General features: G+C 67.8%; 15 protein-coding genes. 4 read left to right on the top strand and 11 right to left on the bottom strand.

Going from position 1 to position 14,976, the window contains the following annotated elements; all coding sequences use genetic code 11:
* The first annotated feature begins 32 nt into the window (after positions 1-32).
* Entirely contained in the window at positions 33-482 is a 450-nt protein-coding gene (locus SBI20_RS08795; protein ID WP_411911508.1) for a MarR family winged helix-turn-helix transcriptional regulator, read from the top strand.
* Between the two features lie 107 nt (positions 483-589).
* On the opposite strand, the gene SBI20_RS08790 is transcribed toward SBI20_RS08795, so the two are convergent.
* From SBI20_RS08790 to SBI20_RS08760, 7 genes are all read right to left on the bottom strand, one after another.
* Positions 590-1,600 carry a type II secretion system F family protein gene (locus tag SBI20_RS08790; RefSeq protein WP_317974680.1) on the bottom strand — a complete coding sequence of 337 codons (1,011 nt, stop codon included), beginning with the start codon at positions 1,598-1,600 and terminating at the stop codon, positions 590-592.
* A 7-nt stretch (positions 1,601-1,607) separates the two neighbouring features.
* Positions 1,608-2,525: a type II secretion system F family protein gene (locus SBI20_RS08785; protein WP_411911553.1), complete on the bottom strand. Its 918-nt coding sequence runs from the start codon at positions 2,523-2,525 to the stop codon at positions 1,608-1,610.
* A 115-nt stretch (positions 2,526-2,640) separates the two neighbouring features.
* A complete protein-coding gene (locus SBI20_RS08780) occupies positions 2,641-3,924 on the bottom strand; it encodes an AAA family ATPase (RefSeq protein WP_317974678.1) in 1,284 nt (427 codons plus the stop codon).
* A 1-nt stretch (position 3,925) separates the two neighbouring features.
* Positions 3,926-4,624: a CpaD family pilus assembly protein gene (locus SBI20_RS08775; protein WP_317974677.1), complete on the bottom strand. Its 699-nt coding sequence runs from the start codon at positions 4,622-4,624 to the stop codon at positions 3,926-3,928.
* Between the two features lie 53 nt (positions 4,625-4,677).
* Positions 4,678-6,189: a type II and III secretion system protein family protein gene (locus SBI20_RS08770; RefSeq protein WP_317974676.1), complete on the bottom strand. Its 1,512-nt coding sequence runs from the start codon at positions 6,187-6,189 to the stop codon at positions 4,678-4,680.
* 94 nt (positions 6,190-6,283) lie between these two features.
* Complete coding sequence (gene cpaB, locus SBI20_RS08765) at positions 6,284-7,306, bottom strand: Flp pilus assembly protein CpaB (protein WP_317974675.1); 1,023 nt, start codon at positions 7,304-7,306, stop codon at positions 6,284-6,286.
* A gap of 63 nt (positions 7,307-7,369) precedes the next feature.
* Positions 7,370-7,843 carry an A24 family peptidase gene (locus SBI20_RS08760; RefSeq protein ID WP_317974674.1) on the bottom strand — a complete coding sequence of 158 codons (474 nt, stop codon included), beginning with the start codon at positions 7,841-7,843 and terminating at the stop codon, positions 7,370-7,372.
* Between the two features lie 165 nt (positions 7,844-8,008).
* Between SBI20_RS08760 and SBI20_RS08755 the strand changes: the two genes are divergently transcribed.
* Together SBI20_RS08755 and SBI20_RS08750 are read left to right on the top strand one after the other, a co-directional pair.
* Positions 8,009-8,947, top strand: coding sequence for an alpha/beta hydrolase (locus SBI20_RS08755; RefSeq protein WP_317974673.1), 939 nt, complete (start codon positions 8,009-8,011; stop codon positions 8,945-8,947).
* A 32-nt stretch (positions 8,948-8,979) separates the two neighbouring features.
* The gene (locus SBI20_RS08750) at positions 8,980-10,116 is read left to right on the top strand and encodes an NAD(P)/FAD-dependent oxidoreductase (RefSeq protein WP_317976084.1); all 1,137 of its coding nucleotides are present in this window, start codon (positions 8,980-8,982) and stop codon (positions 10,114-10,116) included.
* 25 nt (positions 10,117-10,141) lie between these two features.
* On the opposite strand, the gene SBI20_RS08745 is transcribed toward SBI20_RS08750, so the two are convergent.
* The 4 genes from SBI20_RS08745 to SBI20_RS08730 are packed head-to-tail and all read right to left on the bottom strand — an operon-like array spanning position 10,142 to position 13,551.
* Positions 10,142-10,684, bottom strand: a complete 543-nt coding sequence (locus SBI20_RS08745) for an rRNA large subunit pseudouridine synthase E (RefSeq protein WP_317974672.1) — start codon at positions 10,682-10,684, stop codon at positions 10,142-10,144.
* Between the two features lie 7 nt (positions 10,685-10,691).
* Positions 10,692-11,963 carry a cupin domain-containing protein gene (locus SBI20_RS08740; protein WP_317974671.1) on the bottom strand — a complete coding sequence of 424 codons (1,272 nt, stop codon included), beginning with the start codon at positions 11,961-11,963 and terminating at the stop codon, positions 10,692-10,694.
* A 45-nt stretch (positions 11,964-12,008) separates the two neighbouring features.
* Entirely contained in the window at positions 12,009-13,385 is a 1,377-nt protein-coding gene (locus tag SBI20_RS08735) for a putative O-glycosylation ligase, exosortase A system-associated (RefSeq protein ID WP_317974670.1), read from the bottom strand.
* Positions 13,378-13,551, bottom strand: coding sequence for a hypothetical protein (locus SBI20_RS08730; RefSeq protein WP_317974669.1), 174 nt, complete (start codon positions 13,549-13,551; stop codon positions 13,378-13,380). Before SBI20_RS08730 ends, SBI20_RS08735 begins: the two co-directional genes overlap by 8 nt.
* A 145-nt stretch (positions 13,552-13,696) precedes the next feature.
* Between SBI20_RS08730 and SBI20_RS08725 the strand changes: the two genes are divergently transcribed.
* Entirely contained in the window at positions 13,697-14,965 is a 1,269-nt protein-coding gene (locus SBI20_RS08725) for a TIGR04063 family PEP-CTERM/XrtA system glycosyltransferase (protein WP_317974668.1), read from the top strand.
* Positions 14,966-14,976 lie beyond the last annotated feature (11 nt).

Raw genomic sequence — 14,976 nt, 5'->3', positions numbered from 1 at the left:
CCGGTTTCCTTACACACGAAACCATGTCCGACATGCAATCCCGTCTTGCCGAATTCCTGCCCTATCGCATGGCCATCACGTCGAGCGCCGTGAGCGGCGCCATTGCGAACGAATATCGGGCCCAGTTCGGCCTCAAAATTTCGGAATGGCGGGTCATGGCGGTGCTGGGCGATGCTGGGGCGCTGACCCAGCGCGATCTGGTCGGCGCCACACAGATGGACAAGGTGGCGGTCAACCGGGCCTGCAAGGTGCTGGAAGATCGCGGATTGCTCCAGCGCAGCCCGAATGTCGCCGATGGCCGCTCGCACCATCTGGAACTGACCGCGCAGGGGCGCGAGATTCACGCCCGCATCTGGCCACAGGCCCAGGAAATCTACGAGGACATTTTTGCGGTGCTGACCCCGCGCGAGGTCGAGCGGCTGCGCGGGCTTCTCGACAAGCTGCTCGGGGCGGTGCGCCGGTTCGAGGAACAGGGGAAGTAAGGCCCTTTTTCGCAAGGGCTCCGTGCCCTCTCCCGTGTGCCCCCCTCCCGTGTGCCCGGTGCCCCCGTCCGACGCGCTCTGGCGCGCGGCACGGGAAGCTCGGTGGCTCAGAGCGCGGGGCTCTTGCGGTTGATGAACTGGTCGCTGATCGAGCAGGCCGCCGGGCCCAGAATGACCACGAAGAGCGTGGGCAGGATGAACAGGATCAGCGGCACGGTCATGATCGCGGGCAGGCGCGCGGCCTTTTCCTCGGCGCGCATCATGCGCTCGTTGCGGAATTCGGCAGAGAGCACGCGCAGGGCCGAGGCCAGCGGCGTGCCGTAGCGTTCGGTTTGGATCATCGTGGTCGTCACCCCGCGCACCGATTCCAGCTTTACCCGGTAGGCGAGGTTTTCGAAGGCCTGCCGGCGTTCGGTCAGGAACGAGAGTTCGATGGCCGTCAGCGCGAATTCATCGCCCAGCTCGGGATAGGCCCGGCCCAGTTCGCGCGCCACGCGGCCAAAGGCCGCATCGACCGTCAGGCCCGCCTCGGCACAGATCACCAGCAGGTCGAGCGCGTCGGGCAGGCCCTTGCGGATCGCATTGGTGCGCTTGGTGACGAGATTGGCGATCCAGATGTCCGGGGCCTTGTAACCGAAGAGGACCATGACCGCGAAGCCCATGAAGCGCTTGAACGGGCTCCATTCGGGGAAGAAATTGAGGACGTAGATCCACAGCAAGGCCAGCCCGCCCAGCGCGATCGGGCCGATCATCCGCCCGAAGATCACCGCGACGGCCCATTCCTTCTTGCGGATGCCGGCCTGGGCAAGGCGCTGCTGGACAACGGAAAGCTGGCTGTCCTGCAACACGCGCAGCTTTTCGAGGATGCCGCGGATGTTGTCGGTGGTCTGGTTGCGGCGGACGATCGACTGGCGCTTGCGCGCATTGGTGGTGATGATCCCGGCCTTGAGCTGCTCGCGCCGCTCGTTCAGCGCCTTGACGCGCTTGGCCATGGGGTCGCGCACGGTGACCGCGGCATAGATCGCCAGAAGCATTGCGCCTGCCGCGATCATCATCAGGATCGAGCCGGCATGGATGACATTGATGCCCAGCAGGGTGGGGGCGGCGTGTTGTTCCATGGGGCCCTCAGATCTCGAAGTTGACCATCTTGGCCATGATGAAGCCGCCCATTCCCAGCCAGCACAGCGCGCCCAGCCCGATCACGATCAGGCGCTCGTCGAGGAAGAACTTGTCCATGTAGGCCGGGTTGATCCAGTGGAGCAGGGCGAACACGATGAACGGCAGCGCGCCGATGATATAGGCCGAGGCCTTGGCTTCCGAGCTCATCGCCTTGATCTTGAGCTTCATCTGCGCGCGCTTGCGCAGCACGTCGGCCAGATTGGCGAGGGTTTCTGCCAGGTTGCCGCCGGTCTCGCGCTGGATCGCCAGCGTGATGCAGAAGAAGCTGAACTCGGCCATGTTGAGGCGGTCGGCGGTGTCCTGGAGCGATTCCTCCATGGTCTTGCCCACCTTGATCCGGTCGGTCACCAGCTTGAATTCCTCGCCCACCGGGCCTGGCAGTTCGCTGGCGACGACGGTGAGCGTCTCGGTGATCGGCAGGCCCGAGCGCAAGCCCCGCACGAGCAGTTCGAGGGCATCGGGAAACCGCGCGACGAAGCCGTTGGTGCGGCGGTTGATGGCCATGTTGACCACCATGTGCGGAAGCCCCGCGCCCACCAGCAACCCGGCAGGCAGGGCCAGCATCAGCGAGCCCGACTTGAGGAAGACCAGGGCTGCCACCCCCAGCCCGAGGCCCAGCGAGGCATAGGCATAGCCCTTGAGCGTCCAGCCCTTGCCGGTGCGGTGCAGCCGCAGTTCGAGCGCGGCGATCCGCGATTGCGATCCGGCCACGGTGTGAGCGCGCGGGGTGCGCGCGGCAATGGCCTTGCGATATTGCGCCTCGACCTTGTCGACCGCCTTGTCCGAATGGCGAAACCGCACCTGTTGCAGGCGCCGCTCGCTCTCCTTGGCCGCATTGGGGCCCGACAGGGCGAAGACCGCCATGATGAGCACCACCGCGATGCCGCCGGCGACGACAAGGATCTGGGGGGTCAACATGCTGCGGTCTGCCTATGAGAGAGGGGAACGGGCGCGAGGAAAAAAGGGCGGGTGCGCAGCCTCAGGCGGAAGCTCCGGCCTTGGCCTTGGGGGTGAGGATCTTCTTCAGGTCGAACCTGCCCAGCAGCGAGGCGCCGGGCCGTGCTTTGGTCCTGGCCGTGCTGTCGGGTTCGCTACCGGTGTCGGACAGCGCGGCGATGGCCTGGGCGACATCGCGGATCGGCTGGCTGGCCTTGGCCGTGCGGTTGGCGCCCAGGAAGGTCTGGCCGAGCCGCGCGGCATTGGCCGCCGCCTTGGGGTCGAAGGGGATGGCAAAGCCCAGCTTGCGCTCGATCGAGGATTCGAAGTCGGCGCGGCTGATCTCGCCCACGCCCTGCTGCACCTTGTTGGCCACGACGTGGACATGGGCATGGGGGGCATTGGCCTTGAGCCAGGCGAGCAGGCGGATCGCGTCGCGCGCGCCGGCCAGGGTGAGTTCGGTGGCGAGGACCACCGCGTTCACGTCGGACAGCAGGTGCGGGAAGTTGATCAGCATGTTGCGCGGCATGTCGATCACGGTCATCTCGAAGGCGTGGCGGAACTCTTCCTGCAACTGCATGAAGGCGCTGCCATCGGTCATCAGCGGGGCGGTGATCGGAGCCTCGGCCGAGAGGATCGCGAGGTGGTCGTTGGCGCGGATCATCGCGCGTTCGATGAACAGGCCGTCGATGCGGCTGGGATTGTCGATGGCGTCGGTCAGGCCGCGTCCCGGTTCAAGGTCGAGCGTGAGCGCGCCGGTGCCGAAATGGACATCCAGATCGAGCAGGGCGGTCGAGCGCTTGTGATCGGTGCTGAAAGCCCAGGCCAGCGAGGTGGCCAGCGTCGAGGCGCCGACCCCGCCGCGCGTGCCGACGACGGCAGTGGCGACATGCTGGCGGGTGGCCGCGCCTTCCTGCGTCTTGGGTGCGGTGAAGATCGCCTGGGCCTGTGCCAGCGCGTCGCGCACCTGACCGATCGAGAGCGGCTTGAGCAGGTAGTCCTGAATGCCCGAGGCGATCAGGTCGCGATAGAGGCGCACGTCGTTGACCTGCCCGACGGCGATGACCACCGTGCCCGGTTCGCAGACTTCGGCCAGGGCGTTGATGTCGTTGAGCGGATCGCCGCATTCTGACAGGTCGACCATGAGGATCGCCGGGCTCGCCGTGATCGAGAGCGATTGCACCGCATTGCGCAGGCCGCCGCGCGCGCACTTTTCGGGCGCCCAGCCCATGTCGGCGGCCACGGCGCGGGCCACGTCGAGGGCGGCATCGTCGCACAGGAAGGCGGCGAAGATGTCGCGATTGCCGTTTTTCCAGGATCCGGGCATGTCAGTTGCCTCCTCCGCCACCACCGCCACTGCCACCACCGGTCGAGACGTCCGATGTGCTCGACTTGCGGACCACGGTGCCACCCTTGCCGGTGGGCAGGGCGGTGCGAAAGGCGTCGATGGCCTTGTTCGAGGTCATCACCGTGGTCGTGCCGGCATTGCTCTGGCCGCGCACGAGGTCTTCCTTGTCGGCGACCATGGCGGCGAGGTTCGAATTGACCGCGCATCCGTAGTTGGTCGAGGTGGCGTTGTTGAAATTGGCGTCGCTGTGGGCCGACCAGTCGGGGCAGCCGGGCACCGAGGCGGTGGTGCGGGTGATCACCAGCCGGGCGGTTCCCGCCGGCAGGGTGCCGACCGTGACGGGCGCGCTTTCGGACAGGATCAGGCCATGGCCCGAAAGGATCGCCTGCACTTCCTCGCGCGTGGTCACGCTGGTGGCCGGATCATCGAGCGCCACTTTGTCGCCATAGCCGAGCGAGAGGCTGTCGAACCAGCCGGCCAGACGGCGTTGCTCGGCCAGCGACATGCCGCCGCCGGGCAGGGTGACGACATCGAACAGGAAGCTGGAGCGTTCCACGACCGGCTGGTGCACGCTGTTGAGCGTGCGGTTGCCCGGCTGGCCACCGCAGGCAGACAGGCCGGCGCTCAGGACGGCGGCCAGGCCCAGAACACGCAAGGAACGGGCAAGGGGGTGGGACATTGTCGGTTTTCCTGTTGCGCAGAGCATGAAGGAGGGCGCCATGGGGGAGGGGCTCACAGGCCGAAACCGGGCCGGGCATCGGCGCCGGAACGGGACTGGCCGCCATCCGAACCGGTTTGCACGGTGGTGTCGCGTTCGCTGGGCATCGGGCGCGGGGCCGGACGGCCCGAGGTTTCCCTGTTGCCCAGCACCTGTTGCAGCGCGTTTGCGGAGTTGAAGCCGTCGGTTGGCAGCTTGATGTCCTTGGCGTCGACCGGATTGACCAGATAGGGCGTGACCACGATCACCAGTTCGGTCTCGCCCTTCTGGAACGAGGTCGAGCGGAACAGCGAGCCGAGCACCGGCAGGTCGCCCGCGCCGGGCATCTTGACGATGGTGTTCTTCGCCGTATTGCTCAGCAGCCCGGCGATCATGAAGCTCTGGCCCGAACCCAGTTCGACCGTGGTTTCCGCGCGGCGCACGCGCAGGCCGGGGATCGAGAAACCGCTGATGGTGATCGCCCCGTCGCTCGACAGTTCGGACACTTCCGGGCGCACGCGCAGCGAGATGCGGCCATTGGCCAGAACCGTGGGCGTGTAGGAGAGGCTGACGCCGTATTTCTTGTATTCGATACTCGTTGCGCCCAGCCCCTGCGAGAGCGGCACCGGGAATTCGCCGCCCGCGAGGAACTCTGCCGTTTCGCCCGAGAGCGCGGTGAGGTTGGGCTCGGCCAGGGTGTTGGTCAGGCCGATCGTTTCGCCCAGATCGAGCGCGCCCAGCACGTTCATGCCCAAAAACTTGCTGTTGCCGATGAGGCGCGTGCCGGTTGCCGCCGCGCCGACCAGCGTGCTGGTCGTGTTGGTGGTGCCGGACGAGCCGGACGAACTGGTTGAGGAACTGGTCCCCGTCGCCAGCGTGCCTCTGGGCACATATTGCGAGTAGAAGCTGTTCTGGGCGACGCCGAACTTCATGCCGCTGGTGCTGTCGGCGGTGGCCCAGTTCATGTTGATCGCGCGGGTGAGCGAGCGGCTCACTTCGGCGATGCGGACCTGAAGCATGACCTGCACCGGCGTTGCCAGCTTGAGGCGGCTGATCACCTGCATCTTTTCGCCCACGAAGGCCTTGACGAGGCGCTCGGCCTCGGCGGCATCCTCGGGCGCGGCGACCGTGCCGGTGAGCAGGACGGTGCTGTTCATCGTCGCGCTCTGGATCTTGGCTTCGGGCAGGGCCATGCGCAGCAACTGGTCGATGCTGTCGATATTGGTGCCCACGCGCACGTTGGCCGACCAGATTACCTCGCCCCTGGCATTGCTGGCATAGACGGTGGTCTCGCCCGGTCCCTTGCCGAAGACATAGAGCTGGTTGGTCGACTTGGCCTGCACGTCGGCCACCTTGTCGTCGGCCACGAAGACATCGGCCATGCGGCCGGGCAGGGTGACCAGTTCGCCCCGGCCCAGAGCCACCGCGATCGAGCGGGCCGGGCTGGTGACGCTCTGGGCGCGGGCCGGTGAGGCGAACGTCAGGCCCGCGAGTGGCGCTGCCAGAACGGCGGCACACAGCAGCGCGGAAGAAAAGCGGGTGGACATGCACGGGCCTTTCGCGAGCGGGAAGCCAAAGGCTTTGCCACGGGCGGGAGCGGACAGGATGGCGGGAGCGGAGGCCATGGGAGAACGGGCCATGTCAGTGCGCGGCCAGCGAAACGGTGACGGTATCCTTGCCGCGGGTGATGTTGACCACCGGGCCGCGCGGACGGGGCGGCGTGACAGGAGCGCCCATCATCGGGCCGGCGGGGGCCGGGACACCAGCCCCGCGGTTCGAAGAGGCCTCCATCGGGGGCATCGACTTGCGCTGGTAGCGCGAGACATCGCCGCCCGTGACATACGAGGCGCCGCCGTCGAGCGGATGGGCCATGGCCTGCCTGAGCAGCTTTTCCTCGTCCTGGCGGCTGGTCCCGGCGGGAACCTTGACATCGCCCGAGGCAATCGCCTGATCGAGTTCCGAGGCATTGTCGGCCAGCGCACGCAGCGAGAGGCTGAGCGTGCCGATGGTCTGGGCCACGGCGATCTTTTCGGCAAGCTTGGGGGTCACCTCGACGGTGACGGTGCTGAAGGCCTTGACCTGGGTCTTGCCTTCGACGGTTTCCTGCGTGGCCGACTGGTCGGTGGCGAGCACGCGCAAGTTGCGCACGATCGTTTCGGAGGCCTTGAGCGACTGGGGATCATCCCCCCGGACGGTCTGCGTGAGCACGAGGTCGATATGATCGCCGGGGAACACGAACCCGGCCACGGCGGTACGGGCGGAAACCGGAATGGTAACCGCGCGCATACCCGGCCCGAGCGCGGCGGCCAGGAAGCCGCGATCGCCCGGAGCAACCAGCGAGCCTTGCGTGATCGGTTCGCCGGCGGTGATCGGATTGCGCACGACAGTGCCGAGCATCTTGCTCATGTCGGCCTCGCCTTCAAGGAAATAGGCGTCCTGCACCATTTCCTTGGGCCAGGCCTTGAAGCCTATGGCATCGGCGGTGATGATCGTGCCAACCGGGAGCGCGCGCTGGGCCACGAGCACCTTGGTGCCGGTCTCCAGCTGGGCGGCGGCGGCGGCCTGGGGCGATCCCGACCCGCCTGCCAGGTTGCGGGCGGCCAGGGCGGTGACGACCGCCACGAACAGCGCCCCCACCAGCAGCATCAGCTTTCTCTTGTCCATCGCCCTTTGACCCTGCCCTTACAGAATAGCCCGTAGAAATCCGACAAATTGGTTAAAATAGACCTAGCCAGCCATAACAGCCTGCACCGCATCCCAGTGCGAACTGGCCAGAACCCACAGCCCGCCCGAAGCGATGGCCACGCCATAGGGAATCTTGAGACGGTCCTTGCGGCGGCGGGTGACGTGCCAGATGCCCATCACCAGAGTGAGCACCCCGCCCACCAGCGCCATGATCAGCAGGAGTTCGAGAAACAGCCGACCCGGCAACCACAGTGCCAGTGCGGTCAACAGCTTCACGTCGCCGCCCCCCATCATGCGCAGCGCGAAGAGGCCGGCCAGCACGGCAAAGGCCAGCAGGGCCACGCCCAGTTGCAGCGCCATGCCGGGCCAGAGCGTGAGGCCTTGCGCCCACCAGTAGACCGGGGCGAGGAGCGCGATGGCGGCATTGAGCCAGTTGTCGATCTGGCGGCGCCGGATGTCGGTAAAAGCCGCATAAAGCAGCGCAATTGCCAATAGACCGACCAGACCGTAGACCATGGAAACTCCCCTGTGACAGGGGGTTCATACCGGACAATCGCTTACCAAACGGTAACCAAGGCAACGGGCGGAATTGAGCCAAAAACGAGGAATTTCCGGCCGATGGTTAAGGATGTTTGCGAATGTGCGCCCGGGTGCGCGATACCCCCTGACGCCCTCGAATCGATGTGGCTGGCCGCTGATGGCGCGGCGATCCGCACGCTCGCCTGGCCCGCGCCCGAGGGGCCTTCACGCGGGAGCATCCTGTTCTTGCCCGGTCGCGCCGATTTCTATGAAAAGTATCTGGAAACATTCGAGGACTGGCGCTCGCGGGGCTGGCATGTCAGCGCTGCGGACTGGCGCGGACAGGCCGGCTCCGGGCGTCTGGCTGCCGACCCTGCGGTGGGCGACATCGCCGACTTTTCGATCTGGGTCGATGATCTGGCCGGGCTCTTTGCGCAGTGGCGGGCAGGGGCTCCGGGCCCTCATGTCGTGGCAGGCCATTCGATGGGCGGGCATCTGGTGCTGCGCGCGCTGGCCGAGGGGCGAATCGACCCCGACGCGGTCGTGCTCTGCGCACCGATGCTGGGCTTTGCCACGCCGATTCCCCGCGTGCTGCAACGCCTCTATGCCCGGCTGATGACCCGGCTGGGCGACCCCGCGCGCGCGGCCTGGAAGGCCAGCGAAAAACCCGGCGCGCGGGAAAAGACGCGGGCGATCCTGCTCACCCACGACGAGCGCCGCTATGCCGGGGAACTGTGGTGGAAGGCACAGCGCCCGTTCCTGAGGCTCGGCCCGGCGAGCTGGCGCTGGCTGCGCCGGGCGAGCGAATCGTTCGACCGGCTCGATGCACCCGGCGTGCTCGAAGCGGTGACCTGTCCGGTGCTGTTGCTGGCCACGCGGCGCGATGCGCTGGTCTCGTGGCGGGCGATTGCGCGCGCGGCCCGGCGGCTGCCCCATGTCCGGCTGGTGGCCTGGGGGCGCGAGGCACGCCACGAAATCCTGCGCGAATGTGATCCCGTGCGCGACAGGGCCCTTGCTTCGATGGATGAATTCCTCAATCGGGAAGCCCCGACACCGGTTCCGGCCCCGACTCCGCCGCCGCCTGCTTCCCCGCAGGCCTGACGGCATCATGGGGCGTCGATGGGAAGCCCATGATGGAAGAGTTCGACATCGCGATCATCGGCGCAGGCATGGCGGGCGCCAGCCTTGCTGCCGAATGTGCCCCCCATGCCCGCGTGCTGCTGATCGAGGCCGAGGACACCCCCGGCTATCACACCACGGGGCGTTCCGCCGCCTTCTGGGACGAGGTCTATGGCGGGCCTGCGGTCGTGCCGCTCACGCTGGCTGCCGGGCCCTATCTGGCCGAACACGGCTTCCTGCACGAACGCGGCTCGCTGGTGATTGGCCGCGCCCATGAACGCGACGGGCTGGAACGCTTCGTGGCCGACTATGCGGGGCTGGGCGCGCATGTCGAACTGGTCGACCGTGCGGCCATGGCCGCGCTGGTTCCCGGCCTGCTGCCCGAATGGACGGCGGCGGTCTGGCAACCGGGCTGCGCCGATATCGACGTGGCCGGGCTGCACCAGCACTATCTGGCCCGTGCGCGGCAGGCGGGCAGCGTGCTGCGGGTGCGCGCGCAAGTTGACCGGATCGAAAAGGCAGGCGGCCTGTGGGAGATCGGCTGGCGCACGGCGGGGCAGGACGTGCGCGTGCGCGCCGCGCTGGTGGCCAATGCCGCCGGGGCCTGGGCCGATACGGTGGCGGGTCAGGCGGGGGCGAGGCGGCTGGGCATTGCGCCGCTGCGCCGCACGATTGTCCAGTTGCGCCTCGATGGGCCGGTTCCCGCCACCCTGCCGCTCACGTTCGATCTGGCCGGGGAGTTCTATTTCAAGCCTTCGGGCGACCGGCTCTGGCTCTCTCCCCACGACGAGACGCCCGACGTGCCCTGCGATGCCGCGCCCGAGGAATACGACGTGGCCCTCGCCATCGACCGGATGAGCCGGGTGGTCGACTGGCAGGTGCAGGCGGTCGAGCGGCGCTGGGCAGGCCTGCGCAGCTTTGCCCCCGACCGCGCGCCGGTCTATGGCTTCGATGCCGATGTGCCCGGCTTCTTCTGGTTTGCCGGGCAGGGCGGCTTCGGCATCCAGACGGCACCCGCCGCCGCGCGTCTGGGCGCGCAACTGCTGCTCGGGCAGGGGCCCGATGAAATGACCGCCAGTCTCGACCCGGCAGCCTATGCGCCGGGGCGCCTGAGGGCTGCGGTGCCGGTCGAAACGTCAGCGCAAGCATAGGGGCAGCCCCCCGAGCGGCTTTTCCTTACCCGATCACGCGCCATTCGCCCGGCGCCAGCCCGTCGAGTGTCCAGTCTCCGATCTGCCAGCGCACGAGGCGCAGGGTCGGGTGGCCGACGGCGGCGGTCATCCGGCGGACCTGCCGGTTGCGCCCCTCGCGCAGGGTGAGGCTGATCCAGCAATCGGGCACGCTCTTGCGAAAGCGCACCGGCGGGTCGCGCGGCCAGAGCGCGGGCGGATCGATCCGTTCGGCCCGCGCGGGCAGGGTCATCCCGTCGTTGAGGCGCACCCCGCGCGACAGCGCATCGAGCGCGGCTGCGTCGGGCTCGCCCTCGACCTGCACGAGGTAGGTCTTGGGGGCTTTGAAGCGCGGGTGGGCGATGCGGGCCTGAAGTCGCCCGTCGTCGGTCAGCAGGAGCAGCCCCTCGCTGTCGCGGTCGAGCCGCCCGGCCGGATAGACGCCGGGCCTGTCCACATAGTCGGCCAGCGTCGGGCGCTTGGGGCCCTGGCTCTCGTCGGTGAACTGGCAGAGCACGTTGTAGGGCTTGTTGAGGGCGATCAGGGCCATGGCCGGGTCAGTCGTCCCACTCTTCCTGATCGTCTTCGTCGTCGCCTTCATCGAACGTCAGGCTGCCCTGATCGATCAGCGCGACGAGCAGGGCGATGGCGCCCGGCGCCTGCGCCAGCGCGGGGGCGAGGGTGAAGGCGCTGGCCGCGCACAGCGACCGGGCGAGGGGGGCGAGCGGTTCGGCGCAGAGGAATTCCTGTCCGTCGACGAACAGCGCGATGCCCTGTTCCGCGCCCCTTTCCGTGCCCCTTTCCGTGGTCGGGCTTTCCGGTTCGATGAACACGAAGCGGCTGGCCGGATTGCGCACGAGGGGCACGCCCAGCGCCAGCGCCTCGCGCACGGCAAGCGGGTCGGCGGGCATGTCCGGGCGCCAGTCGGTCGCTGCCGGGTCGGTGTCGGCATATTTGGGCAGGCTGGTGAAGCTGCCGAACCAGCGGGCGAAGGCCGCGCGATCATCGAGCGCCGCGCGCATCATGGCGTGGAGCCTGTCGAGCGCGGCGGGGGTGATCTGGCCCGGATTGGCCTGGAGCGGATTGGCGGGCGTCCCCAGATCGGGGTCGGCGTAGCGATCGTCGTCGCCCAGCGCCTGCGCGCAATGGATCGCCCAGCCTTCGATCAGTTCGGCCCGTGAAGGCGCGCGAAAGCCGATCGAATAGGTCATGCAATCGGTGCCCACGGCCACGCCATCGTGGGCGAAGCCGGGCGGGATATAGAGAATGTCGCCCGGTTCCAGAACCCAGTCGCCCTCGGCCTCGAAATCGGCGAGCAGGCGCAGGTCGGCATGGGGGGCTGTCGGCGTGGAGGCGTCGCAGCGCGGCCCTACCCGCCAGCGGCGGCGGCCCAGCCCCTGGATCAGGAACACGTCGTACTGGTCGTAGTGCGGGCCCACGCCACCCCCGTCGGTGGCATAGCTGATCATCACGTCGTCGATCCGCCAGTCGGGCACGAAGCGGAAGGGTTCGATCAGCGCGGCGACATCGGGCACCTGCTGGTCGACCGCCTGGACCAGCAGGGTCCACGGTTCGGCGCCAAGGCTGGCGAAGCGGGCTTCGGGCAGGGGCCCGTTTTCGAGGCGCAGCGCCTCGCGCGGGCCGGTGATCAGGCGCGATTCGACGCCTTCCTCGCAGGCGAGCCCGGCCAGTTCGTCGGGTTCGAGCGGATTGGCCCAGGCCGCCCACGGATTGCGGATCAGCACGGGGCGTTTCTGCCAGAAATCGCGCAGGAACGTTTCGGGCGAAAACCGGGCGGGGTCGAGCATGAAGGCAGGCGTCGAAGTCATCGTCTGCCCATGCGCCGCCCGGCAGGCGCTGTCAAAGTGTGCCGGTCACAGCCGGTTGGCCCCGGCAGGGCGCGCGTTGACCGGGCGCCGCGCCACAAAGGGCACCGGCGCGGCCCGGCTCACGCGCCCGATATAGGCCGAAAGCCCGCACTGGAGGCCCACCAGCATGTAGCAGAACGGCTGGAACGCGATCCCCACGAAGCTGGAGCCGACCAGATAGCACAGCTGCGCCTGTTGCAGCGCATCGGCCAGCGGTGTCACCCAGGCAAAGCCCTCGGGCGGGTTCCTGCGATAGCGGCGGCGGATCACTTCCATCTGGAACACGCCCATGACGTGGAGCAGCAGCCACAGCGCGAGGCCCGGATAGCCCTGCTCGCCCAGCATCTCGAAATAGGCCGAGTGATAGGCGCGGCCCTTTTCCACGTTGTGTTCGGTCTCGACCGAGGCGGTATTGGAGCCCGCGTTGTCGGTCTTCACGGTGTCGTAGCTGATGGTGTTTTGCCGGAAGGCATCGAAGCCGCCGCCAAACGGGTGGGTCTTGGCAAATTCGATGGTCCACATCCACACCGCCACGCGGGTCGAGGCCGACTGGTCGGCCTTGTGATTCTCGATCGTGCTCATGCGCTGGGTAAAGCTGTGGGGCAGCAGCGGCACGGCCACCAGCGCCCCGGCACAGAGCAGGCCGACATAGAGCATCGGGCGCCGGGTCGAACGCAGCATCATCACCGCCAGAACCCCCACGCAGATCAGCCCGGTGCGCGCCTGCGTGCCCACCGGCATGAGCAGGCAGGAGAAACAGATACCGGCGGCAACGACTTTGGTTTTCCAGTCGGGTTTGAAGATCGTGCCATACTGGGCCAGCCACAGCGCCAGCGGGATCACGCTGATCGCCACGGTCGAGATGATCGAGCTTTCGTAGAGTCCGGTGTTGTCGTTGACCAGCAGGCGCAGTTCGCCATAGCCCCCGCCCGAACTGAGCGTCTTGATCCCCCCGCCGATCACGATCACCCCGACCGAGAGCACCATGATCAGCGTGAGCGCCTCGATCCGCAGGCGCGTGCGCAAGGTGAGCGGCAGGAACAGCGCGAAGACCAGAGCCTTCCACACCCAGTCCCACTTGGCCGCGGCTTCGGCCGGGAAGTCGGCGGTCTGCGTGGTCAGCCCGCAATAGATCAGCAGCAGGAGCAGCACGAACTGGCGCGAGGTGAAGCGGACGCCGCTCTTGTCCTCGCTCACCATCCAGCCCAGAATCGCGCAGAGGAATGCGATCAGCGAGATCGGGATATGGGTGAGGAACCCCCACGAAACCTTCTGCGGGGCAACGATGTCGATATAGGCATAGGCCAGCACGAACAGGAACGGCCGCCTGGTTCCCGCGGCCAGAAACGCGAGGCAGAAGGCGGTGAAGAACAGGTCAAGCATCGGTGCGCCCGCTGCTGCGCGGGGGGGCGGGCCTGCGCTGGCCCATCAGGGGCTTGCGCTCGTTGGGCAGGGCCGGATCATCGTCGAGATCGGCGCGATGGAGCAGCTTCCAGATCGCCAGTGCCATCAGGATATGCGGCACGAAGATGGTTATCTTGTCGATCATCGCGGGGACATGTCCTAACGGGACGGGGTTGATGGGCGGTTAAGCCTGCCAGCCCGGATAAAGGGTGATGGCAGGAAGAAGCGGGGCGCGAAAGTGCGGCAGGAATTTGCCGGGTGTTAAGGCCCGGCATGGCAAGCGAGGGCACATGACCCGGATTCTCCACGTACTCGATCATTCGCTGCCGCTCCACAGCGGCTACACGTTCCGCACCCGCGCCATTCTCAAGGCGCAGCAGGGCCACGGCCTCGATGTGCGCGGGGTGACCGGGGTGCGCCATGACGCGCCGATGGCCGGAGGCGGAGCCGGGGCCGGGGCCGGGAACGGGGAAGAAGCGGGCTCCGAAACGGTCGACGGGCTCGTGTTCTATCGCACGCCCGGCACGGCCAGCGGCCCGGCGGGCTTGCGCGAATGGCACGAGGCGGGGCTGCTGGCCGCGCGCATCGTCGCGCTCGCACAGGACTGGCGCCCGGACGTGCTCCATGCCCATTCGCCCGCCCTGTGCGGCCTGGCCGCGCTGCGCGCCGGGCGGCGGCTGGGGATTCCGGTCGTCTACGAGATCCGCGCGTTCTGGGAAGATGCCGCCGTGGGCAATGGCACCGGGCGCGAGGGCAATGCGCGCTACCGGCTCACCCGCTGGCTCGAAGACCGGGTCGTGGCCGGGGCCGACGCCGTGGTCACGATCTGTCAGGGCCTCAAGGACGATCTGGTCGCGCGCGGGGTGGCGCCGGGCAAGATCACGATCATGCCCAACGGGGTCGATCTCGCGCTGTTCGGCACGCCGCTCGCGCCCGACCGCGCGCTGGCCGAACAGCTCGATCTGGGGGAAGGGCCGGTGATCGGCTTTCTGGGCAGCTTCTATCCGTATGAGGGTCTCGACGACATGATCGCCGCGATGCCGGCCATCGTCGCGCAAGTGCCCGGCGCGCGGCTGCTGCTGGTCGGCGGCGGGCCTGCCGAACATGCCTTGCGCGCGCAGGCCGAGGCTTCGCAGGCGGCCCATGCCATCCGCTTCGTGGGCCGCGTGCCCCATCACGAGGTCGACCGCTACTACGCGCTCGCCGATGTCGTGTGCTATCCGCGCAAGGCCATGCGGCTGACCGATCTGGTCACCCCGCTCAAGCCGCTCGAAGCCATGGCCCAGGGCAAGCTGGTGGCCGCCAGCAACGTGGGCGGCCATCGCGAACTGATCGAGGACGGGGTGACCGGCACGCTGTTCGCGCCCGACGATCCCGCCGCGCTGGCCAGGGCAATGGTCGCCCTGTTCGCCGCGCGCGAGGGCTGGGATGCGCGGCGCAAGGTCGCCCGTGCCTTTGTCGAAAGGGCCCACGACTGGGCGCACAATGCCGCGCGTTATCTTCCCGTTTACCAAGCCCTGATAGCCCATAAGACGGGCAAGGCCGGACTCGCAGCCTGAAATCGATCGGG

Source organism: Novosphingobium sp. IK01, from assembly GCF_033242265.1.
Classification (GTDB): Bacteria; Pseudomonadota; Alphaproteobacteria; order Sphingomonadales; family Sphingomonadaceae; genus Novosphingobium; species Novosphingobium pituita.
This window is presented reverse-complemented; position numbering and strand designations above follow the sequence as displayed.

Bases quoted from the DNA above. Each gene is read 5' to 3' on its own strand.
- SBI20_RS08760 (WP_317974674.1), bottom strand. From the start codon at position 7,843: ATGGTCTACGGTCTGGTCGGTCTATTGGCAATTGCGCTGCTTTATGCG.
- SBI20_RS08730 (WP_317974669.1), bottom strand. From the start codon at position 13,551: ATGATCGACAAGATAACCATCTTCGTGCCGCATATCCTGATGGCACTG.
- SBI20_RS08735 (WP_317974670.1), bottom strand. From the start codon at position 13,385: ATGCTTGACCTGTTCTTCACCGCCTTCTGCCTCGCGTTTCTGGCCGCG.
- SBI20_RS08740 (WP_317974671.1), bottom strand. From the start codon at position 11,963: ATGACTTCGACGCCTGCCTTCATGCTCGACCCCGCCCGGTTTTCGCCC.
- SBI20_RS08755 (WP_317974673.1), top strand. From the start codon at position 8,009: ATGTGGCTGGCCGCTGATGGCGCGGCGATCCGCACGCTCGCCTGGCCC.
- SBI20_RS08745 (WP_317974672.1), bottom strand. From the start codon at position 10,684: ATGGCCCTGATCGCCCTCAACAAGCCCTACAACGTGCTCTGCCAGTTC.
- SBI20_RS08790 (WP_317974680.1), bottom strand. From the start codon at position 1,600: ATGGAACAACACGCCGCCCCCACCCTGCTGGGCATCAATGTCATCCAT.
- SBI20_RS08780 (WP_317974678.1), bottom strand. From the start codon at position 3,924: ATGCCCGGATCCTGGAAAAACGGCAATCGCGACATCTTCGCCGCCTTC.
- SBI20_RS08785 (WP_411911553.1), bottom strand. From the start codon at position 2,525: ATGGCGGTCTTCGCCCTGTCGGGCCCCAATGCGGCCAAGGAGAGCGAG.
- SBI20_RS08775 (WP_317974677.1), bottom strand. From the start codon at position 4,624: ATGTCCCACCCCCTTGCCCGTTCCTTGCGTGTTCTGGGCCTGGCCGCC.
- SBI20_RS08725 (WP_317974668.1), top strand. From the start codon at position 13,697: ATGACCCGGATTCTCCACGTACTCGATCATTCGCTGCCGCTCCACAGC.
- SBI20_RS08770 (WP_317974676.1), bottom strand. From the start codon at position 6,189: ATGTCCACCCGCTTTTCTTCCGCGCTGCTGTGTGCCGCCGTTCTGGCA.
- SBI20_RS08750 (WP_317976084.1), top strand. From the start codon at position 8,980: ATGGAAGAGTTCGACATCGCGATCATCGGCGCAGGCATGGCGGGCGCC.
- SBI20_RS08795 (WP_411911508.1), top strand. From the start codon at position 33: ATGCAATCCCGTCTTGCCGAATTCCTGCCCTATCGCATGGCCATCACG.
- cpaB (WP_317974675.1), bottom strand. From the start codon at position 7,306: ATGGACAAGAGAAAGCTGATGCTGCTGGTGGGGGCGCTGTTCGTGGCG.